24 protein-coding genes and 1 pseudogene are annotated in these 21885 nt (G+C 32.9%); 24 read left to right on the forward strand and 1 reads right to left on the reverse strand.

Annotated elements, in window-relative coordinates:
- The first annotated feature begins 37 nt into the window (after window positions 1-37).
- The 6 genes from ACPWSR_RS16475 to ACPWSR_RS16500 all read left to right on the forward strand — a co-directional run bounded on the left by ACPWSR_RS16475 (window position 38) and on the right by ACPWSR_RS16500 (window position 3722).
- Window positions 38-265, forward strand: a complete 228-nt coding sequence (locus ACPWSR_RS16475; RefSeq protein ID WP_426349316.1) for a KH domain-containing protein — start codon at window positions 38-40, stop codon at window positions 263-265.
- 52 nt (window positions 266-317) lie between these two features.
- Window positions 318-818, forward strand: coding sequence for a ribosome maturation factor RimM (rimM, locus tag ACPWSR_RS16480; RefSeq protein ID WP_426349317.1), 501 nt, complete (start codon window positions 318-320; stop codon window positions 816-818).
- Window positions 808-1530: a tRNA (guanosine(37)-N1)-methyltransferase TrmD gene (gene trmD / locus ACPWSR_RS16485; protein ID WP_426349318.1), complete on the forward strand. Its 723-nt coding sequence runs from the start codon at window positions 808-810 to the stop codon at window positions 1528-1530. The genes rimM and trmD overlap by 11 nt, the downstream gene beginning before the upstream one ends.
- Window positions 1531-1644: 114 nt before the next feature.
- Window positions 1645-1998: a 50S ribosomal protein L19 gene (rplS, locus tag ACPWSR_RS16490; protein ID WP_426349319.1), complete on the forward strand. Its 354-nt coding sequence runs from the start codon at window positions 1645-1647 to the stop codon at window positions 1996-1998.
- Window positions 1999-2062: 64 nt separating this feature from the next.
- Window positions 2063-2926 (forward strand): ribosome biogenesis GTPase YlqF, encoded by an 864-nt coding sequence (gene ylqF, locus ACPWSR_RS16495; protein WP_426349320.1) that lies wholly within the window; start codon window positions 2063-2065, stop codon window positions 2924-2926.
- Window positions 2904-3722, forward strand: a complete 819-nt coding sequence (locus ACPWSR_RS16500; protein WP_426349321.1) for a ribonuclease HII — start codon at window positions 2904-2906, stop codon at window positions 3720-3722. The genes ylqF and ACPWSR_RS16500 overlap by 23 nt, the downstream gene beginning before the upstream one ends.
- Before the next feature lie 2 nt (window positions 3723-3724).
- Here the strand turns inward: ACPWSR_RS16500 and ACPWSR_RS16505 are convergent, their stop codons facing one another.
- A complete protein-coding gene (locus ACPWSR_RS16505) occupies window positions 3725-4090 on the reverse strand; it encodes a YraN family protein (protein WP_426349322.1) in 366 nt (121 codons plus the stop codon).
- 160 nt (window positions 4091-4250) lie between these two features.
- Between ACPWSR_RS16505 and ACPWSR_RS16510 the strand changes: the two genes are divergently transcribed.
- The 18 genes and pseudogenes from ACPWSR_RS16510 (at window position 4251) to ACPWSR_RS16595 (ending at window position 21875) form a co-directional block, all read left to right on the forward strand.
- Window positions 4251-5780, forward strand: coding sequence for a YifB family Mg chelatase-like AAA ATPase (locus tag ACPWSR_RS16510; protein WP_426349323.1), 1530 nt, complete (start codon window positions 4251-4253; stop codon window positions 5778-5780).
- A gap of 17 nt (window positions 5781-5797) precedes the next feature.
- Window positions 5798-6883, forward strand: coding sequence for a DNA-processing protein DprA (gene dprA, locus ACPWSR_RS16515; protein WP_426349324.1), 1086 nt, complete (start codon window positions 5798-5800; stop codon window positions 6881-6883).
- A 54-nt stretch (window positions 6884-6937) separates the two neighbouring features.
- Window positions 6938-9010, forward strand: a complete 2073-nt coding sequence (gene topA / locus ACPWSR_RS16520; protein WP_426349325.1) for a type I DNA topoisomerase — start codon at window positions 6938-6940, stop codon at window positions 9008-9010.
- Window positions 9011-9179: 169 nt separating this feature from the next.
- Window positions 9180-9956 (forward strand): GTP-sensing pleiotropic transcriptional regulator CodY, encoded by a 777-nt coding sequence (gene codY, locus ACPWSR_RS16525; RefSeq protein WP_426349326.1) that lies wholly within the window; start codon window positions 9180-9182, stop codon window positions 9954-9956.
- Window positions 9957-10233: 277 nt separating this feature from the next.
- A pseudogene (gene rpsB / locus ACPWSR_RS16530) lies at window positions 10234-10932 on the forward strand (30S ribosomal protein S2); the annotation flags it as partial.
- A 75-nt stretch (window positions 10933-11007) separates the two neighbouring features.
- A complete protein-coding gene (gene tsf, locus ACPWSR_RS16535) occupies window positions 11008-11925 on the forward strand; it encodes a translation elongation factor Ts (protein ID WP_426349327.1) in 918 nt (305 codons plus the stop codon).
- A 380-nt stretch (window positions 11926-12305) separates the two neighbouring features.
- Window positions 12306-13016, forward strand: a complete 711-nt coding sequence (gene pyrH / locus ACPWSR_RS16540; RefSeq protein WP_426349328.1) for a UMP kinase — start codon at window positions 12306-12308, stop codon at window positions 13014-13016.
- A gap of 12 nt (window positions 13017-13028) precedes the next feature.
- A complete protein-coding gene (gene frr, locus ACPWSR_RS16545) occupies window positions 13029-13586 on the forward strand; it encodes a ribosome recycling factor (RefSeq protein ID WP_426349329.1) in 558 nt (185 codons plus the stop codon).
- Window positions 13587-13645: 59 nt separating this feature from the next.
- The gene (locus ACPWSR_RS16550; RefSeq protein ID WP_426351404.1) at window positions 13646-14386 is read left to right on the forward strand and encodes an isoprenyl transferase; all 741 of its coding nucleotides are present in this window, start codon (window positions 13646-13648) and stop codon (window positions 14384-14386) included.
- A gap of 3 nt (window positions 14387-14389) precedes the next feature.
- The gene (locus tag ACPWSR_RS16555; RefSeq protein ID WP_426349330.1) at window positions 14390-15199 is read left to right on the forward strand and encodes a phosphatidate cytidylyltransferase; all 810 of its coding nucleotides are present in this window, start codon (window positions 14390-14392) and stop codon (window positions 15197-15199) included.
- A gap of 93 nt (window positions 15200-15292) precedes the next feature.
- Window positions 15293-16228, forward strand: coding sequence for an AI-2E family transporter (locus ACPWSR_RS16560; RefSeq protein ID WP_426349331.1), 936 nt, complete (start codon window positions 15293-15295; stop codon window positions 16226-16228).
- A 9-nt stretch (window positions 16229-16237) separates the two neighbouring features.
- Complete coding sequence (locus ACPWSR_RS16565) at window positions 16238-17392, forward strand: 1-deoxy-D-xylulose-5-phosphate reductoisomerase (RefSeq protein WP_426349332.1); 1155 nt, start codon at window positions 16238-16240, stop codon at window positions 17390-17392.
- A gap of 9 nt (window positions 17393-17401) precedes the next feature.
- On the forward strand, window positions 17402-18412 hold the full coding sequence (rseP, locus tag ACPWSR_RS16570) for an RIP metalloprotease RseP (protein WP_426349333.1): 1011 nt from the start codon (window positions 17402-17404) through the stop codon (window positions 18410-18412).
- A gap of 11 nt (window positions 18413-18423) precedes the next feature.
- Complete coding sequence (gene ispG / locus ACPWSR_RS16575) at window positions 18424-19473, forward strand: flavodoxin-dependent (E)-4-hydroxy-3-methylbut-2-enyl-diphosphate synthase (RefSeq protein WP_426349334.1); 1050 nt, start codon at window positions 18424-18426, stop codon at window positions 19471-19473.
- 277 nt (window positions 19474-19750) lie between these two features.
- The gene (gene rimP / locus ACPWSR_RS16580) at window positions 19751-20215 is read left to right on the forward strand and encodes a ribosome maturation factor RimP (protein WP_426349335.1); all 465 of its coding nucleotides are present in this window, start codon (window positions 19751-19753) and stop codon (window positions 20213-20215) included.
- 12 nt (window positions 20216-20227) lie between these two features.
- Complete coding sequence (gene nusA, locus ACPWSR_RS16585; RefSeq protein WP_426349336.1) at window positions 20228-21274, forward strand: transcription termination factor NusA; 1047 nt, start codon at window positions 20228-20230, stop codon at window positions 21272-21274.
- A gap of 24 nt (window positions 21275-21298) precedes the next feature.
- The gene (gene rnpM, locus ACPWSR_RS16590; RefSeq protein ID WP_426349337.1) at window positions 21299-21565 is read left to right on the forward strand and encodes an RNase P modulator RnpM; all 267 of its coding nucleotides are present in this window, start codon (window positions 21299-21301) and stop codon (window positions 21563-21565) included.
- On the forward strand, window positions 21558-21875 hold the full coding sequence (locus ACPWSR_RS16595; RefSeq protein ID WP_426349338.1) for a ribosomal L7Ae/L30e/S12e/Gadd45 family protein: 318 nt from the start codon (window positions 21558-21560) through the stop codon (window positions 21873-21875). The genes rnpM and ACPWSR_RS16595 overlap by 8 nt, the downstream gene beginning before the upstream one ends.
- Window positions 21876-21885 lie beyond the last annotated feature (10 nt).

A 21885-nucleotide genomic window follows, 5' to 3' on the forward strand; every position in this document is an offset into this window, starting at 1 on the left:
AGGTGAATTCTACTAATATATATTAGTAGAAGCAAATATGAAAGAATTAGTACAAATAATTGCTAAATCACTAGTAGATAACCCAGAAGCAGTTGAAGTTAAAGAGATTGTTGGTGAACAATCAATAATCCTTGAGCTTAAGGTTGCTCAGGAAGATATGGGCAAGGTTATAGGCAAACAGGGAAGAATAGCTAAGGCTATCAGAACTGTTATAAAAGCAGCTGCTATAAAAGAAAATAAAAGAGTAGTAGTAGAAATAATCTAAAGTAAAAGAGTTAGGCTTCCTAGCTCTTTTATTAATATAGGTGGTGATTACATTGCTTGAAACATTAGCAGTTGGTCAAATATTAAAGCCTCATGGCGTAAAAGGTGAAGCGAAAATTCTACCTTTAACAGATGATAGCAGAAGGTTTAGAAAGTTAAAATATGTATTGATTGATGGAAATGAGTATCCTGTAAGCTGGTGCAAGCTTCAAAATGATAGGGTTATTTTGAAGCTCGAGGGTGTAGATACAATAGAAGCTGTAGAAAAGCTGCGCAATAAATATATAAGCGTAAAAAGAGAAGATGCTGTAAGACTTCCTAAAGATACATATTTTATTGCAGACTTAAAAGGATGCTCCGTATACGATACTAACAATGAGTACATAGGGAAGATCTTTGAAGTTATTAAAACTGGAAGTAATGATGTATATTGGATAAAAGAAGGCCCTAGGGAGGTTCTCGTGCCTGCTATGAAGGACTTCGTTACAGATATCTTAATTGAAGATAAAAAGGTTATAATTAGACCGGTAGGTGAATGGATGGATGAAGATTAGTATATTAACCTTATTTCCAGAGATGTTTCAGCTGTTTAATCATAGCATCATTGGTAGAGGTATAAAAAATAATCTTATTAACCTTGAAATATTAAATATTCGGGATTATTCTCTTAATAAGCATAAAAAGGTTGATGATTATCCTTATGGCGGGGGATACGGTATGGTCATGACTCCTCAGCCTATAGTAGATTGTATAAAAGCTGCAAAAGAAGCTAATAATGGAAAAGTAATATTTCTAGGCCCTAGAGGGGTTAGATTCACTCAAGACAAAGCTAAAGAGCTTTCAAAGGAAGCCGACTTAATATTTCTATGCGGTCATTATGAAGGCATAGATGAGAGAATATATGATTATGTTGATGAAGAGATATCCTTAGGGGATTTCGTACTTACTGGAGGAGAAATGGCTTGCATACCTATTGTAGATAGTATATGTAGGCTTCTTCCTGGCGTTCTTTCAACTTCTGATTGCTACGAAGAGGAATCGTTTTATAATGGATTACTGGAATATCCTCAGTATACAAGACCTCCAGAGTATGATAATAAAAAAGTTCCAGAGGTATTGCTTTCCGGTAATCACGAAAGAATAAGACAATGGAGAAAAGCTAAATCTCTTCATATAACTAAAGAGAAAAGACCTGATTTATTCAACTCCTACGAATTAACTAAAGAGGATAAAAAGATATTAAAAAAATATCCAGAAAACGAATAAATATGTTGATAAACGCTAGCTAATATGATAAAATACCATTTGTGCTAGTACGGACGTTCCTCTATCATTCATAATGACATGAACGTTAAATTCATCACTAAGGAGGGAAAGCACATGAACGATATTTTAAGATCTATCGAGCAAGAGCAGTTAAGAAATGATTTACCTCAATTTAACGTTGGTGATACTATTAAGGTATACGTTAAGATTAAAGAAAATAACAGAGAAAGAATCCAGATGTTTGAAGGAACCGTTCTTAAGAAACAAAACGGTGGCATAAGAGAAACTTTTACTGTTAGAAGAGTAGCCTATGGGACTGGAGTAGAAAGAACCTTCCCAATTAACTCACCTATCATCGATAAAATTGAAATCACTAGAAGAGGTAAGGTTAGAAGAGCTAAGCTATTCTATCTTAGAGATAGAGTTGGTAAGGCTGCTAAGGTTAAAGAACTTATCACTAAGCGATAATAAAATGGGGCTATTTAGTCCCATTTTTATTTTTATAACAAAAAATTTAAGGATGTGATATTATATGGCAATCAATTGGTTTCCTGGTCACATGGTAAAAACTAGAAGAGAAATAAAGGAAAATCTTAAGCTTGTAGATGCTGTAATTGAAATAAGGGACGCTAGAATTCCAGCTTCCAGCTCTAATCCTGAAATAGAACAGCTTATAGGAAATAAGCCACGTATTATTTTATTAAATAAGAAGGATTTAGCAGAGAATAAAACAACTAAAGAATGGCTCAGCTATTTAAATAAAGGAAATACTAGAGCTCTTGCAGTTAACAGCCTTAATAATGATGGTCTAAAGGATATTAAGCCGGCATTAAATGAGCTATTAAGTGAAAAGCTAGAGAGAATGAAGAATAAAGGAATAGTAAATATGACTATCAGGGCCATGGTAGTGGGAATTCCAAATGTAGGAAAATCATCCTTTATAAATAAAATGGCTAAAAACACTATTGCTAAGGTTGGAGATAGGCCAGGAGTAACAAAAAATAAACAATGGATAAAGACAAAGCTTGGTATTGAGCTATTGGATACCCCTGGGATATTATGGCCAAAATTTGACGATGATACCGCACTTAACCTAGCTTTTACAGGAGCAATAAAGGACGAAATTATGGATACAGAAGAATTAGCGCTGAAGCTAGTTGAGAAGCTACAAATTACTTATCCTAAGGAGCTAATGGATAGATATAAACTAGATAATTTAGAAGTTGATCCTCTAGAGAATTTGGATAATATAGCTAGAAAAAGAGGCTGTATAGCCAGCAAAAATTCTATTGATTATAATAGAATAGCAGCTATACTTCTTGATGAATTTCGTGGGGGAAAAATCGGAACAATCTCATTAGAATCACCAGGAGATGAAGATAATAATAATGACTAAAAATGAAATAACAAATTCAAACTTCAAAGACATTAATACAATGATTAGATCCCTAGATATTTCAAAGATAAGCGATGAAGAATTTTTCGACCTCTGCACCATTTTAAGAGAGGATAATAGAAAAAATGTTCAAAGCTTGGAAAGATATCTTGTTAAAAATAAAGAAGCCTTCATCGGTGAAGTTAAGAGGGTTAAAGCTCTTTATGAATTTGATAGAGCTCTAGCTAAAGGGAATATTGTAGCAGGAGTAGACGAAGTAGGTCGAGGGCCTTTAGCAGGACCTATTGTAGCAGCAGCTGTAATATTAGATTATTCCTCTCTTGAAGATATTATATTATACATAAACGATTCAAAAGCAATAGCTGAAAGAAAAAGAGAAGAACTGGCAGAAGAGATAAAAAAACGTGCTATTTCTTATTCTATTGCTTTCTGTTCAAACAATGAAATCGATGAAAAGGGTATAGGTTATTGTAACAATAAAATATTCCTAGATGCAGTTCATGGATTATCCATGAAGCCACAACTTGTATTATCTGATGGCTATAAAATAAAAGATTATCCAGGAGATAATATAGCAATTATAAAGGGTGATGCTAAAAGTGCAGCCATAGCCTGTGCTTCTATAGTTGCTAAGGTTTATAGAGATAATCTAATGAAGGAATATCACGAATTATACCCCAATTATGGTTTTTCCCATAATGTAGGATATGGAAGCACTAAACATCTAAATGCCCTAAAGGAATATGGTCCTACAAAGATTCATAGAATGTCCTTCTTGAAAAAAATTCTTGAATGATTTTATCTAAAAGCATCTATTATATGGTTGATTTTGCAGCAGTTATTAGTATTATTAAGCAATAGCTCCATAACATCAAATCTAACATTACAGTTCTTTATATTGTTGATATATAGATAATATTTAGCTGTATTTATAATTCTGTTTCTTTTTGAGTAGGTTATAGACTCCATTGGTGCACCATAGAGTCTACTAAACCTACTCTTTACTTCAATAAAGCATATTATATCATGAGTTTTAGCGATAATGTCAACCTCTCCTTGCTTGCATTTAAAGCTATGAATCAATACATGGTATTTCTTTTCTTTCAAGTAGCTGATAGCTAGATCTTCTCCATAATTTCCTATAGCCTTATTATATCCCTTCATTTTACCTCCAACTTATTTTAGATTTTTATTTGTATTTTTATCATTCCCTCTACTACTATCATAGTTAGAGTAAACCTACATTTTAATTATTGCCAGAAATATAAGAGTTAATTATAAAAACATTATAAGTGGTAATACTTATTAGCTAGAGGTGATGATTATGGCTATAGAGATATCCAGTGTGGCTTTAAATGAAATGACATCATATTTAATAAAAGTTGAAGTAGATATTACAAAAGGTATCCCCTCATTTAATATCGTAGGGCTAGTGGATACTGCAGTAAGAGAAGCTAAGGAAAGGGTTAGATCAGCCATTATAAATTCAGGCTTCGAATTTCCACTAGGTAGAATAACTATTAACCTTTCACCAGCAAATATAAAAAAAGTAGGCTCCCTTTTTGACCTTCCCATTGCTATTGGAATATTAGCTTCAGTGAACATTATTGATATAAACAGCATTAACGATTTTGTTCTTTTTGGAGAGTTGTCCTTAAATGGAGAATTAAGAGGTGTTAGAGGCGCATTAGCATTAACAATGGAGAGTGTAAAGACCGATAATTTTAATATAGTTGTACCCGATGAAAATAAAGAAGAGTGTGCTTTAATTCAACAAGCAAAAATTTTTAGCTTTAATAATCTAAACCAATGTGTAGATTTTTTTCATTACAAAGATAGTTTACCGTATAAGAAACATTACTTTTCACAGGAAGATTCTATGTTAGCTTTTGACTTTTCCGACATCCACGGTCAGAACAGTACTAAAAGAGCATTGGAGGTAGCCTGTGCTGGCGGTCATAACATTGCTTTGTATGGGCCACCTGGAGTAGGTAAGACGATGCTGGCTAAAAGAATCCCATCTATCCTTCCTCCTCTAAGCTATGAAGAATCAATTGAGCTAACACGGATTTATAGTGTATCAGGAAAATTAAATACTAAAGTAAAGTTAATTACAGATAGACCCTTTAGAAGCCCTCATAACAGCTCATCTCTTTATTCTATTATAGGGGGCGGATATGACCTAAGAGCTGGAGAGGTAACTCTAGCACATAAAGGCGTATTATTTTTAGATGAGCTTTTAGAGTTCAAAAGAGAAGCTATTGAAGCATTACGACAACCAATAGAAGATAAAATAGTAAGTATTTCAAGAATAAGCGGTAATGTTGTATATCCAGCAAACTTTATGCTAGTTGCTGCTATGAATCCATGTCCCTGCGGGTACTACAATATACTAGAATCTGAGGAAAGGTGCACCTGCAGTCAACTAGAAATAAGTAAATATTTAAAAAAACTTTCTGGTCCACTCATGGACAGATTAGATATATTTTCTTATGTTAAGCCTGTGGTATATGAAGATTTGACTGGCTCACATTCTACAGATGCCTCCAAGGTAATGAGAGAAAGAATAATCAAGGCAAGAGAAATACAGAAAAAAAGATTCCAAGGAACCACAATTACTACAAATGGTGAAATGAATCATGCTCATATACAGGAGTTCTGTAATGTTACTAATGAAGGGCAGGCATTATTAAAAAAAGTCTATAACGACAATAAATTAAGTGCTCGAGCCTATGATAAAATTCTAAAAGTATCAAGAACCTTAGGTGATTTAAAAAATAAAAAGTCTATTGATAAGATAGATATAATCGAAGCTATCAGTTATCGAAAATTTATTGAAAATAAGGTTATCTAGAATATATAGGAGGCTATATGGAAATTGAAGAGCTGTGGCTAGGCTTATGTCCAATTCAAAATATACATAAAATAAGGCTTATAGAGGAATTCGGAACTGCAAAAAGATTATTAGATGAATTACTTAGTAATGAAAAATATTTTTCATCATATCCAAAGCTAAGAAATAAGCTATTAAGCACGTGGCAAGGTGATGATATTAAACGAACAATAGAATACATGGGAAAAGAAAACATCAAGTTTATAACCTGTGAGAATATTAATTATAATAAAAACCTATTAAATTTAGGATTAGACAGACCGTATATCCTATTTTATAAGGGCGATATTAATAGAATCGATAGTATGAGTGCAGCTGTAGTGGGTTCAAGAAACTGCACACCCTATGGCGCTGAAATATGCAAAAGCATCATAAAGGAGCTAATAGCCCTAGGAATTAATATTATCAGCGGTGGTGCAATGGGAATAGATACTATTGCTCACAGGGAAACCTTGAATCTAAATGGCTTCACTGCGGCAGTTTTAGGTTCTGGTATAAATATACTTTATCCATCAGTTAATGAAAAATTACTAAAGAAAATATCAGAGGAGGGGGTATTAATTAGTGAATTCCCCTTAGGAACTAAACCTTTTTCTTACAACTTCCCCATTAGAAACAGGATAATTAGCGGTTTGTCTGATATCATAATTGTTGTTGAAGCTTCAGAAGACAGTGGCAGCTGTATAACAGGAAGGTTAGGTGCTGACCAGGGCAAGGATGTATTTGCTGTTCCTGGGGCTCTAACTATGAAAAACAGCAGAGGCTGCAACAAATTAATCAACGAAGGAGCTCACATATATCTAGGCCTAGAAAGTTTTCAAAATATTTTAGATTTTCACCACAAGTGGAATAATAAGGAAAAATCTTTGAAGAAACCTACTAATCATAGCCACTTAGAGGAAACAATTTTAAAGATAATTTCAAATAAACCTGTCCACATTGATGAAATTCTAGCACATACCTGTATTGACATAGACGTTCTTTATAGTATATTATTTGAAATGCAACTAAAGGAAGAAATTATAAACTTATCAGGAAGCTTTTATGCAAGAATAATAAACTAGATATAGATGGCTTAGATAATAAGGGGGTGAACTCCGTCTACGACGGAGAAATTTATGAGTCAAAAATTAGTTATAGTTGAATCTCCAGCTAAGGCAAAAACCATAAGAAAATATTTGGGTAAAAATTATATAGTAGAAGCCTCTATGGGACATGTGAGGGATCTTCCTAAAAGTCAATTAGCAGTTGACACTGAAAATAACTATGCTCCCAAATATATAACTATCCGAGGAAAGGGAGAGCTTTTAGCCAAACTAAGAAAAGCAGCAAAAAAAAGTGATCAAATTTATCTAGCTACAGACCCCGATCGTGAAGGTGAGGCAATATCATGGCATTTATCTAAGGTCCTTGGGTTAGATGAAAATGAAAAATGCAGAATAGAATTTAACGAAATTACAAAAACTGCAGTTAAGAACTCTATAAAAAATGCAAGAGTGATAAATAATAATTTAGTAGATGCACAACAGGCAAGAAGAATCGTTGATAGATTAGTTGGCTATGAAATTAGTCCTATTCTATGGAAGAATGTAAAATGGGGCCTAAGTGCAGGCAGAGTTCAGTCTGCTGCCTTAAAGCTCATCTGTGATAGAGAGAAAGAAATTAATGCTTTTGAGCCAAAAGAGTACTGGACTATTGAGTGCACCCTAAAAAAGGATAAAAGTAAATTTACAGTTAAGCTACACAGCCATAATGATAAAAAAATAGAGATTTCTTCAGAAGAAGAGGCAGAAAAAATTACCCAAGCACTTCAAGGAGGTAATTTTACAGTAGATAATATTAAATACTCTACTAAAACTAGAAATCCATTACCTCCCTTCACTACAAGTACTCTGCAGCAAGATGCTTATAGAAGGTTAAACTTTTCAACTAAAAAAACTATGTCTGTAGCACAACAGCTCTACGAAGGTGTAGAGGTTAAAGGCCATGGAACAGTGGGTCTTATAACCTATATGAGAACTGATTCTGTAAGAATTTCAGATGAAGCTCAAAATATGGCATCTAATTATATTGAAAGAAAATATGGTTCTATGTATATTCCTGAAAAACCTAGGCAATATAAGAGTAAAAAGAATATTCAAGATGCTCATGAAGCAATTAGACCTTCAAACATTGATATTACTCCACCGATTGCTAAGGAAACCTTAACCCCAGACCAATATAAGTTATATACCCTTATATGGAACAGGTTTACTGCTAGTCAAATGAGCTCAGCATTAATTGACACCACCACGGTAGATATTAAAAATGGTGATTACCTCTTTAGAGCTTCTGGTTCTTCCGTGAAGTTTGATGGCTTCATGGCGGTATATGAATATATAAACGATGATGAAGAAGAAAACTCTAAGTTTCCACAGCTAGAGGAAAGGGATAGCCTAGAAAAGCTATCTATCAATAAAAGTCAACACTTTACTCAACCTCCAGCACGTTTTACTGAAGCTAGTTTTGTAAAGCTTATGGAAGAAAAAGGTATAGGGCGTCCAAGTACCTATGTTCCTACTATTTCAACCTTATTGGATAGAAAATATGTAAAAAGGGAAAAGAAGAGCTTAATCTCTACAGAGCTTGGAGAAATAGTCAACAATATAATGGAAGATTATTTTAAACAGATAGCGGATGTAGAATTCACGGCAGAAATGGAAAATAAGCTGGATGATATTGAAGAAGGTAAAGAAAAATGGACTGATGTGGTAGATATATTCTTCAAGCCTTTAAAAGAATCCTTAACTGTAGCAGAAAAGGAAGTATCGAAGGTTACAATAGAGGATAAGGTTTCCGATGTACCTTGCGACAAATGCGGAAAGCTTATGGTCATTAAGCATGGTAGATATGGTGACTTTCTTGCGTGTCCTGGTTATCCAGAATGTAAAAACACAAAACCTATTGTGGAAGAAATAGATGCTAAGTGCCCTGATTGTGGAGGAAATGTTCTTGTAAAAAGAAGTAAAAAGGGTAAGAAGTTTTTTGGTTGTTCAAATTATCCAGAATGTAAATTTGTGAGCTGGTATCAACCTACTAATAAAAAATGTGATAAATGTGGATCAATGATGTACTCTAAATATAGCAAGGCTAAAGGAGAATACTATCAGTGTTCAAATGATGAGTGCAAAAACATTGTAAGCGATAAATAATTATTTTATGACATTTTTAAAATCATTAGCTGTCGAAAAACAAAAAGCTGTTGAAATATTGTTGTAATTATGTTATTATATGTAATTGACAAGTATTTAAAATATTATAACAATTGTTAATATTCTTTACTTTAGTAAATAATATATGTACCCACGAGGAGGATATGTAATGTCTACTTTACTTAACAAAACTAGAATGCTAAACAAAATATTACAGAAATCAGGTACAGACCCAGTAGATTTTGTAGATATCTGCAAACTTTTAAGCGATGTATTATCCTGTAATGCATATATAGTAAGTAGAAGAGGAAAAATATTAGGTTATAACTTCCAATCATACTATGAAAGTGATGCTATAAAAGAAAATGCAGTTCAGCAGGGCAGGTTTTCTGAAGAGTACAACAATAAACTCTTAAATGTTCATGATACTATGGCTAATTTAACCTCAGATAATGAATTAGTATTATCTGCTGATAAAAATGAAGAATCTATAGTTACTTATTCAACTATAGTACCTATAATGGGAATGAGAGAAAGACAAGGAACTTTATTATTAACTAGACTTAATGAAAAATTCACTGACGATGATTTAGTTCTTATAGAATACAGTGCTACTGTAGTTGGATTAGAGGTTCTTAGGTCTAAGCAGGGAGAGGTAGAGGAAGAAGCAAGAAAGAAAGCTGTGGTGCAGCTTGCAATTGGCACCTTATCCTATTCTGAATTAGAAGCAGTTGAACATATATTTGATGAGCTTGATGGTACAGAAGGACTACTAGTAGCATCAAAGATAGCCGATAAGGTAGGAATAACTAGATCTGTAATTGTTAATGCTTTAAGAAAATTTGAAAGTGCAGGAGTTATTGAATCTCGTTCTTTAGGAATGAAGGGTACTCACATAAAGATTTTAAATGAAAAGCTTCTTGATGAGCTTAAGAAGATAAGATAAAAAATAAAGGATTTAATCCTTTATTTTTTTGTCAAAAACCTTAGTAAGGTTTTCATGGCTTCGTTAAATTCCGTAATTCATACAAATTAAGCTTAAATATTATCTTAAAATAAATAATTTAAAAACCTTAATAAATTATTATTGATAGAATAAAAGGCTTATGCTATACTACTATAGGTAAGAAAATACACACACTCTTTAATTTATAAAAAGGTGCTTGTAAGTCAGGTCTTTTATAAATATGATAAGAGTGGAGGAAAAACCAGGAGGTAATTAAATGTCAGTTATATCAATGAAACAGTTACTAGAAGCTGGTGTTCATTTTGGACATCAAACAAGAAGATGGAACCCTAAAATGGCTCCTTATATATTTACTGAAAGAAACGGTATATATATAATAGATCTTCAAAAAACAGTAAAAAAAGTAGATGACGCTTACAGCTTTGTTAAAAGTGTTTCCGAAGAAGGAAAGGATATTCTTTTCGTAGGAACTAAGAAGCAAGCTCAAGAAGCTATATCCGAAGAAGCAGCAAGATCAGGAATGCACTTTGTTAACAATAGATGGTTAGGTGGAATGCTTACTAACTTCTCAACTATTAAGACAAGAATTCAAAGACTTGAAGAGCTTGAAAGAATGGAAGAGGATGGAACTTTCGAAGTTCTTCCAAAGAAAGAAGTTATTAAGCTAAGAAATGAAAAAGATAAGCTTGAGAAAAACTTAGGTGGAATTAAGTCAATGGATGCTGAAAGCATTGGTGCTTTATTCGTTGTAGACCCAAGAAAAGAAAAGAACGCTATTTCAGAAGCTAAAATTTTAGGAATACCAGTAGTAGCTATTGTAGATACTAACTGTGATCCAGATGAAGTTGATTATGTTATTCCTGGAAATGATGATGCAATCAGAGCTGTTAAATTAATAACTGCAAAAATTTCTGATGCTGTTATCGAAGGAAGACAAGGCGAGCAATTAGCTGAATAAGTATTAAAATATGAAGGTAGGTGAAGTCTTAACTTCATTTACCTTTTAAATTAACTAACAAGGAGGATTACAATGATCACTGCACAATCCGTAAAAGAGTTAAGAGAAAGAACCGGCGCCGGTATGATGGACTGTAAAAAAGCTTTAACTGAGTCTAACGGCGATATGGAAAAAGCTGTAGAGATTCTTAGAGAAAAGGGTCTTGCTGCAGCTGCGAAAAAAGCTGGAAGAGTAGCTGCTGAAGGTGTAGTAGAAACCTACATTTCAGAAGATTATAAAAAAGCTGGTATCGTAGAAGTTAACTGTGAAACTGACTTTGTTGCAGCTAACGAAGAGTTTAAGACTGTAGCAAAGAATCTTGCTGAAATGGCAGCTTTTACTTCTGCAAAAACAATCGAAGAGTTTGTAGAAGAGAAATATATAGCTGATGAAGCTATGACTGTTAAGGATGTTATCACTGCTTTAATTGCTAAGCTAGGAGAAAACATGAACGTAAGAAGATTCGAAAGCTTCTCTGTAGAAAATGGAGCAATCCAGAGCTACATACATGGTGGTGGAAGAATCGGAGTTCTTGTAGAGCTTACAAGCGGAGCTAATGCTGACTCCCTACTTTCTGTAGCTAAGGATGTAGCAATGCAGGTAGCAGCAGCAAATCCTCTTTTCTTAAATAAAGAAGATGTTGATCAAGAAGCTCTTGAAAAAGAAAAAGAAATCTACAGAGTTCAAGCTTTAAATGAAGGAAAGCCTGAAAAAATCGTAGAAAAGATGGTTGAAGGAAGAATCCAAAAGTACTACAAGGAAGTTTGTCTTGTAGAACAAGTATGGGTAAGAGATACTGATAAGACTATCAAAAAATATCTTGATGAAAAATCCAAGGAACTTGGCTCAGAGATTAAGATATCTAGATATGCTAGATTCGAAAAGGGCGAAGGCATAGAAAAGCAAGAAGAAAACTTTGCTGAAGAAGTAGCAAAGCAGATGGGTAAGTAATATAAATTCAGTTTGTTGTAAACTGAGAATTGCCTTTCTATTAAGGTGTTTTTCTTTAAATGAATAATAAGACCTTCTGGATTAATAATAAATATATTTAATCCAGAAGGTTTTTTAATTTACTTATGAAAATATCTAATGGAAAATTTACTTCTTTTATTGTTAATGTAAAAATAATTGAAATAGATTTTTAGTTATAGTATCATATAAAGGAAAGTTCATCTTTATTAATGTATTTACATAATTAATCAATATAATACTTCAATTATCTAATTAAGTAGTTGTTAATTGATTTTATTTATTTTTATAAAATTGCTGTTATAAAGGAAGACAACTCATTGGAGCTACTTCTTTAAAACTCAAATATGGGAGGATAATTTATGCCGGAATGTAAGTACAAAAGAGTTATGCTTAAGGTGTCAGGAGAAGCTCTAGCAGGAGCAGGTGGCTTTGGTATCGATTTTAATGTTGCACTGAGAATTGCAAACGAGATTAAAGAGCTTGTAGCAATGGGCGTGGAAGTTGGTGCCGTAGTTGGTGGCGGAAACATTTGGCGTGGTAGAAGCGGAGAAGGTATGGATAGAACTACTGCAGATTATATGGGTATGTTGGCAACCTGTATAAATGCTTTGGCACTGCAGGATTCACTAGAAAGTATTGGAGTAATGACCAGAGTTCAAACTGCAATAGAGATGAAAGAAATCGCAGAGCCTTATATTAGAAGAAGAGCTATGAGGCATTTAGAAAAGGGTAGGGTAGTAATTTTTGCTGCAGGTACAGGAAATCCTTACTTTTCTACTGATACCACAGCGGCATTAAGAGCTGCAGAAATCGAAGCAGATGTTATTCTATTAGCAAAAAAGGTTGATGGAGTATATGATAAGGATCCTCACAAGTTCTCAGATGCTAAGAAATATGATACACTATCTTATATAAACGTATTGGAACAAGGGCTTCAAGTTATGGACTCAACTGCTACCTCTCTTTGTATGGATAACAACATTCCAATACTAGTATTCGGACTTGATGAGCCAGGAAATATTAAAAAAGTAATATTAGGAGAAAAAATAGGTACATTAGTTACTAAATAATAGGAGGGTATTATGGTTAAAGAGATTTTATCAAAAGCAGATGAAAAAATGAAAAAGTCTATTACAGTGCTAAAATCAGATCTAGCTTCCTTAAAAGCTGGAAGAGCAAATCCTACTATGCTGGATAGAATTGAGGTAGAATATTATGGCAGTATGATGCCAATCAATCAGGTTGCTAATATTTCTGCCCCAGAACCAAGGATTCTAACAATTGCACCTTGGGAAAAATCCACTCTGAAAGCAATTGAAAAAGCCATATTAAAATCTGATTTAGGTATTAATCCTTCTAATGATGGAACAATAATAAGACTTGTAGTTCCTGAATTAACAGAAGAAACAAGAAAAAATCTTGTTAAAACTGTAAAGAAATATGGAGAGGAAACAAAAGTCGCAGTTCGATCTGTTAGAAGAGATGCTAACGACAAGGTTAAGGCATTAAAAAAGAATTCTGAGATATCTGAGGATGAAGAGAAAAAAGCAGAAGACGATATTCAAAAAGTAACCGATGGACATATTAAAGAAATAGATAAAATCGTTGAAGCAAAGGAAAAGGAAATTATGTCAATATAAATAAAACCTGCTTTCGCAGGTTTTATTTATATATTTGAAGGAGGTATAAGGTGGTTAGTATTTTTAATAAAAAGAACAAGGATACTACTTCAATAGATATAGATACTAATAATATTCCAAAGCACATAGGTATAATTATGGACGGTAATGGAAGATGGGCAAAAAGAAGAAATCTTCCTAGAAGTTATGGGCATAAAGCTGGTGTGGAAACTATCAGAAGAATAATTAAGGAATGTAATAGATTAGGAGTTAAATATTTAACCTTGTATGCCTTTTCAACCGAGAATTGGAAAAGACCTGAAGATGAGGTTAATGCTCTAATGGGACTGTTAGTGGAATATTTAAAAAAAGAATTTAAGGAATTAGATAAAAATCAGGTAGTAATTAACTATATTGGGGATATTTCTAAGTTGCCATTAAGATGTCAGGAAGAACTTATTAAAGCTAAGGAAAATACTAAAAGTAATACTGGAGTTGTTATGAATCTAGCTCTCAATTACGGTGGAAGAGCAGAAATTATTGAAGGAATCAATAGATTTCTCAAGGACCATAATGGAGAAGATAACCTAAAAATTACTGAAGAAATCTTAGAAAACTATCTTTATACTAAGGGTATGCCTGATCCTGATATAGTAATTAGACCCAGTGGTGAACAAAGATTAAGCAATTTCCTTTTGTGGCAGTGTGCATACACTGAATTTTGGTATTCAGATATATTGTGGCCGGATTTTACGGAAAAAGATTTGCAGCAGGCTATAATTGATTATCAAAATAGAGAGAGGCGTTTTGGAGGACTTTAATATATGAAAGAAACTATAAAGAACAGCAGATACTTTGGAGCGGTATTAATTGCTCCTTTATTAATATTTCTGTTTATTGGTGGTGTTTACCTAAAATTATTAACCTTTCTTTTAGGTTTTATTGGAATGTATGAAGTATATAAAGTAATTAGGAGCACTAACAGCTATAAGCCAATACCTTTTTTAGGATATTTTTTACTTATTCTTTATTATGCACTTGGAATGTCTATCGATAACCTTGGATATATTATTATATTCTTTACGCTACTTTTATTATGTATACCAGTAATCAATATTGAATACAATTTTATCGATGCATTTATTACCCTTGGAGTTTTTTTATATGTAGGAGTATTTTTTAGCCTCATAACCAATATATATATGAAGCCCGGTGGTAATTATTTAGTATGGCTTATTTTTATTAGCTCCTGGCTAGGCGATACAGCCGCTTATTACAGTGGCCGATATTTAGGTAAAAGGAAGTTATGCCCTAAGGTTAGTCCTAAGAAAACTGTAGAGGGATCTATAGGTGGCTGGTTAGGAAGTATATTAGGCTGTGGGATCTTTGGGATAATAATAGATCCTTATTTATCAATGGATATAGCAATAATCAACTATTTCTTGATAGGTGCTGCAGCGGGTATCATGGGACAGTTTGGTGATTTAGTTGCTTCTTCTATAAAAAGATACTTTAATGTTAAGGATTATTCCAATTTAATTCCTGGACATGGTGGTATTTTAGATAGGTTTGATAGTATTATTTATTCCTCTGTTATCATATTCTTTTATTTAACCTTTATAGTAGGAATATAGTTAAAATATATTTAAAGCTGAAGTATGTATATGTGCATATCTTCAGCTTTTATATTTATATATATAATAGATAAAGTATATATGGAGGTTAAAATGAAGAATGGTTATAAGTTATTATATTGTATATTCATAATACTGATATTTATAATAATTAATATCCTTATAAGAAGCTATTTTACACCTATATTTTTCATAATTATTTTATATATAATAGCCTCTCCTATGTATAAGCAAGTTAAAGGATGCATGAAATCTAATAGACTAGCCTCATTAATAACAATATTGATACTAAATATAATATTGATTTTTACTTTATTTTATTTGGGAAGCTATATAATTATAACAGTAGATAAGTTAATTAACAGTCTACTCAATAACATACTAATTAAAAGCATAATATTGAAGCTAAATTTTAATATTGATATTATTTGGGATAATCTAAGCTCTATTGCTAATCCATTAGTATTAAAAGGTGCAGCTTTTACTGGAGATGCACTTATAACATATTTTATCAGTAATGTATCGGTGTTTTTTTTACTTTCAGACAGGGAGGAGTTCATTAACTTTATAAAACTATTCTTATCAAGTGGTTTTATTAGTAAAGTAAAAGAAAATACTAAAAGTATAAAAAAAATACTTACATTAGAGGTTATTTTAGTACTTTTTTCACTTCTTCAGACTATGGTAGGTTTCATAATTCTAAGAATTCCCGATGGCATAATATTATCTATACTCTGCGGATTTTTAGATATTCTACCCTATGTTGGAACTTTTATTGTATTTGCACCTTTAATAATATACAATATATTAGTAAAAGATTATATAACAGCAGTAGGATTATTATCCCTTTATACATTAGTTAGTGTCATAAGGCAGCTACTAGAAGCAAAATATATAGGAGATAATTTCAGTATCCATCCATTAGTTATAATTCTTTCTCTATACATAGGAATTCAACTATTTGGATTATCAGGAATACTGTTAGGACCTTTGTATGTGATAATTACAAAAGAAGTTATATTTAATTAGGAGGCTATAATGATAAATATATCCATTATTGGAGTAACTGGCTCCATTGGAACTCAAGCTATTGAGCTTATTAGATCAAATAAAGATAAATATAATATAGTAGGTGTATCTGCTCATAAAAACATTGTTAAGCTCATAGAAATTGTTGAAGAATTCTCTGTTAAGCATGTAGCTGTAACAGATAAAGAAAGCTATAACTCAATTAATAAAATATTAAAAGAAAAAAACATTAAATGTAACGTATATTATGGTATAGACGGCTTAACAAAAATATCTACTCTTCCGGAGGCTCAAACTGTATTAACCTCAGTAGTAGGAATGGTTGGTTTAGTACCTACCATAGAAGCAATTAGAGCAGGTAAGAATATAGCTCTTGCTAACAAAGAAACCCTAGTGGTAGCTGGTGAAATTGTTATGCAGGAGGCTAAAAGAAACAATGTTCAAATTCTACCGGTAGATTCTGAGCACAGCGCAATATTTCAGTGTCTTCAAGGAAACAATATGAATTCCCTTAGTAAAGTATTATTAACTGCTTCTGGTGGTCCTTTTAGAGGAAGGACCTATGAGGATATAAGCAAGGTAAGCTTAGAAGAAGCATTGAAACATCCAAAATGGAATATGGGAAAGAAAATAACGATAGATTCTGCAACCTTAATGAATAAGGGCTTAGAGGTTATTGAAGCACACTGGTTATTTGATTGTCCTTATGATTCTATTGAGGTTATAGTTCATCCTGAGAGCATCATTCATTCAATGGTTCAGTATACTGATGGCAGTGTAATTGCTCAATTAGGCATGCCTGATATGATACTTCCCATACAATATGCTTTTAATTATCCTAAAAGAGATAAGTGCTTTGTACAAGAGTTAGATTTATTTCAAATAGGAAAGCTAACCTTTGAAAAACCCGATAGAAGCACCTTTAAGTGCTTAAATCTAGCCTATGAAGCTGGTAAAAAGGGGTCTTTCTATCCTACTATATTAAATGCGGCTAATGAAGCAGCTGTAGATTTGTTTTTGAAAAGACAAATTTCATTTGTAAATATAGCAGAATTGATTGAGGAATCCCTTAATTTATTTTCCTATTCAGAACCATTATCAATTTCCAGAATAATAGATGTTGATAAAGAAATAAAAGATTATATTTATGGAAAAATATTATAGGAGGTTTATATGTATATAATTGTTGCTTTATTAGTTTTAGGCTTACTTATAACTATTCACGAACTTGGTCATTTTATTATGGCTAAGGCTAATAATGTTAAGGTTGAAGAATTTTCTATTGGTATGGGACCAGAGCTGAAAAAAATTCAAGGTAAAGAAACCCAGTACTCAATAAGACTCTTCCCCATAGGTGGTTATGTAAAAATGTATGGTGAAGAAGAGGATACAGGAGATCCTAGAGCATTTATGAGTAAAAAGCCTCTTCAGAGGATAAGCATAGTTGCTGCAGGAGTGATAATGAACTTCCTCTTAGCAATATTTCTATTTTCTATGGTAACACTAGCTAATGGATATGTTAAACCTAATATCAGCGAAGTTGTTGCAAATAGCCCAGCGGAAGCTGCAGGACTAAAGCCAGGAGATATTATAACAGAAGTAAATTCTAATAAGGTTTGGACCTTTAGTGATTTATCCTTACATGTATTTATCTCAGAAGGAAATCCTGTGGAAATAAAATATACTAGGCAGGGCAAGGATTATAAAGCTACAATAACCCCAGCTTTCAATAAAGATGAAGCTGCTTATCAGATAGGAGTCGCACCAACCTTGGAGGAGAAGCCTGGAATTGGCGAATCTTTGTCTGAGGGCTTTAAAAAATCAGTTTCCACCATAAATCAGGTGGTTTATTCTATTAAAACCATCTTTGCAGGTAAAGCCAGCCTAAATGATGTAGGAGGTCCTGTATCTATTATTAGAATATCTGGAGCAGCAGCAAAAGCTGGTATTTGGAATCTATTATCCCTTGCAGCTATGCTCAGTGTACAGCTATCAATTTTTAACTTAATTCCTTTCCCTGCTTTAGATGGTGGGTGGCTTTTATTTCTTTTAATTGAGCTTATTACTAGAAGAAAGGTAAGTGATAAAATAGTTCAAGCGGCTAATTTAGTTGGAATATCAATATTATTTTTGTTAATGATTTTAGTAACTATTAAGGATATATTATTCCCAATTGCATTATAAGAGAGGTAATTATGGACAGAAAACACACTAGAAAAATAAAGGTTGGAAATATATTTATAGGTGGTGATTCCCCTATAACTGTTCAATCTATGACAAACACTGATACAAGAAATGTTGCTGCTACTGTTCACCAGATAAAGGAATTAGAAAAATCAGGCTGTGATATTATTAGAAGCGCAGCACCAGACATGGAGGCAGCTAGAGCTTTAAAAGATATAATAGAACAAATAAGCATTCCTATGGTAGCTGATATACACTTTGATTACAGGCTTGCTTTAGAAGCAGTTAAGTCTGGTGTAGCTGCTTTAAGGATAAATCCAGGTAATATAGGAAGTATCGATAGAGTTAGGGAGGTTGCTCATGCCGCACTAGATAAGGGTATACCTATAAGAATAGGGGTTAATAGCGGTTCCTTAGAAAAAAAACTCCTTAATAAATACGGAACAGTTACAGCTGATGCTTTAGTAGAAAGCGCTTTAGGTCATGCAGACATATTGGAGGGCTTAGGATTTAAGGATATTGTTATATCCATAAAGTCCTCAGATGTTCCTATGATGATTGAAAGCTATAAGCTCATGTCAGAAAAAGCAGACTATCCTCTTCACTTAGGAGTAACGGAAGCGGGAACATTATGGAGAGGTACAATAAAATCCTCTATTGGAATAGGTGCTCTTCTAGCACAGGGGATTGGTGATACCATCAGAGTATCCTTGACAGGAAGTCCCATTGAAGAAGTGAAGGTAGGAAAGGAAATTCTAAAATCTCTTGGATTAGTGCAGTCAGGAATTCAATTTGTTTCTTGTCCCACTTGCGGAAGAACTGAGATTGATCTAATAAAGATAGCAAGGGAAGTAGAAGAAAGACTAAAGGACTGCCCTAAGAATATCAAGGTTGCTATAATGGGATGCATTGTTAATGGTCCTGGAGAGGCAAGAGAGGCTGATATAGGTATTGCCGGAGGAAAAAGGGAAGCCTTAATATTCAAAAAAGGTGAAGTTATTAAAAAGGTAAAAGAAGAAGTCGTTGTAGATGAATTAATGAAAGAGATAGAAAATATGTAATGTAATTCTATATATTTTATAAATTGTGCAAGAAATGAATCAATTGTCTATATTTGGCTAATTTTTAAATAACACTTGTATTATGATTTTCACTATGTTATTATAGCCTTATAGATTATTTATTTTATAGTATGCGTTTATTAAGAGTGGGCCTAAACCCGCTCTTTCTATTTGTATCTAATATATTAGTATATTTAATGATTATATACTAATAAGACTGATTATAGGAAATAATAAACAGTATACTTGCTTTAATTGAGTGTAAAGGAGGTTTATAATGAAAATTGAGGAACTTTTAAAAGAAGTGGAGACAATAGTGAGTAGTATCGTAGAAAATATGCACTACGAATTATATCACTTAGAATACGTAAAAGAAAATGGCGAATATTATCTCAGAATATATATCGACACACCATCTGGAATATCCCTTCAGGATTGTGAAAAGGTCAGTAGGGCTGTTAGTGTTGCTTTAGATGAAAAAGATCCTATTAAGGATCAGTATTATTTAGAGATTTCCTCTCCAGGAATAAATAGATTCCTGCACACTGAAAAGCACTTCCTTGATAATATAAATAAAAAGGTAAAGATAAACACCACAAAGCCAATTGAAGGTAAAAAAGTAATGATAGGAATCTTAGATCAATATTCTTCCGAGGAGATAATAGCTCTTATTGATAATAAACCAATAAGTATACCGCTGGATAAGATTAAATCAGTAAATATTGAAGAGGATTTTTCATGAGGAGGCATTAAAATGAGTGAGGAATTTATTGGTGCATTGCGGGAAATTGTCAAAGAAAAAGGTATAAGTGAGGATTTATTATTCACAACAATTGAAGATGCACTGGTGGCTGCCTATAAAAAGAACTATGCAAATACGGCAAGCAATGCACAAAATGTAAGAGTGACAATGAACAGAGAAAATGGCGATATCCATGTATATTCTCGTAAGAACGTGGTAGAAGAAGTTTATGATGATGTAACAGAAATTTCTTTAGAGGAAGCTAAAGCCATTAGCCCTAAGTATGAAATTGAAGATGTTGTTGAGCTTGAGGTTACACCTAGGACCTTTGGAAGAGTTGCTGCTCAGCTGGCAAAGCAAGTAGTTATACAAAGAATTAAGGAAGCAGAAAGAAATATCATCTATAATGAATTTATCGAAAAAGAATATGATATTATTTCTGGTACTGTTATTCGAAAGGATAAAGGTAATGTTTTTGTAGACCTTGGAAGGATTGAAGCAGTCCTTGGTGCAAACGAACAAATGCCTGGAGAAGATTATAATTTTAACGAAAGATTAAAGTTATATATAGTAGAAGTTAAAAATACTTCTAAGGGTGCTCAAGTAGTAGTTTCAAGAACTCATCCGGGTTTAGTCAAAAGACTGTTTGAGCTTGAGGTTCCTGAAATATATGAAGGAATCGTTGAGATTAAGAGTATCTCTAGAGAAGCGGGTTCAAGAACTAAAATTGCTGTTTACTCAAAGGATGAAACAATTGATCCTATGGGAGCATGTGTTGGGCCTAAAGGAATTAGAGTACAGAATATAGTTAGTGAATTAAAGAACGAGAAGATTGATATCATAAAATGGAGTAAGCTACCTGAGGAGTATATAGCCAATGCTCTCAGCCCAGCTAAGGTTTTAGACGTAACCATTGATGAGGAAAACAAGTCTGCAAAGGTAATAGTAGATGATAATCAATTATCCCTTGCTATTGGAAAAGAAGGACAGAACGTAAGGCTTGCAGCTAAGCTTACAGGATGGAAAATAGATATCAAGAATAGTTCACAAGCTCAATAATAACCTTTTTAAAGAGGTGAGGTAATGAAAGTCAAGAAGATACCCATGAGAATGTGCAATGGGTGTATGGAAATGAAGCCCAAAAAAGAGCTCATAAGAATAGTTAAAAATTCCGAAGGTATATTAAGTGTAGATTTAACTGGTAAAAAGCCTGGAAGAGGAGCTTATATATGCAGAGATGCTCAATGCCTAGAAAAGGCTATTAAATCTAAAAGGATTAATAAAAATCTAGAGACAAATGTCAGTGCAGAGATATATGATAATCTGAAAGAGCAGATTATAAATGGATAACTTTCTGCGTTTTCTATCACTGACAAAAAAATCTGGGCACCTTATTGAAGGATATAATAACTCCTTAGGAGTAATGAACAAAAAGAAAATACATTTAGTTATAGTGTCAAAAGAGTTATCCTCAAACTCTGAAAAGAAGTTTACAAATTATTGTGAAGCTAAAAATATTATAAAAATTAAAGCTTATTCCAAAGAGGAATTAGGAAAAGCTTTAGGTCGCCAAGAGGTTAAGATAGTTTGCATAACAGATGAAAATTTAGCAAAAAAACTTATCTCTTTAGCAAAGGAAGCAACACAAACAAAAAGCTAAGCGGGGGTGA

Source organism: Alloiococcus sp. CFN-8, from assembly GCF_049943125.1.
Taxonomy (GTDB): Bacteria; Bacillota; Clostridia; order Clostridiales; family Clostridiaceae; genus JAEXZL01.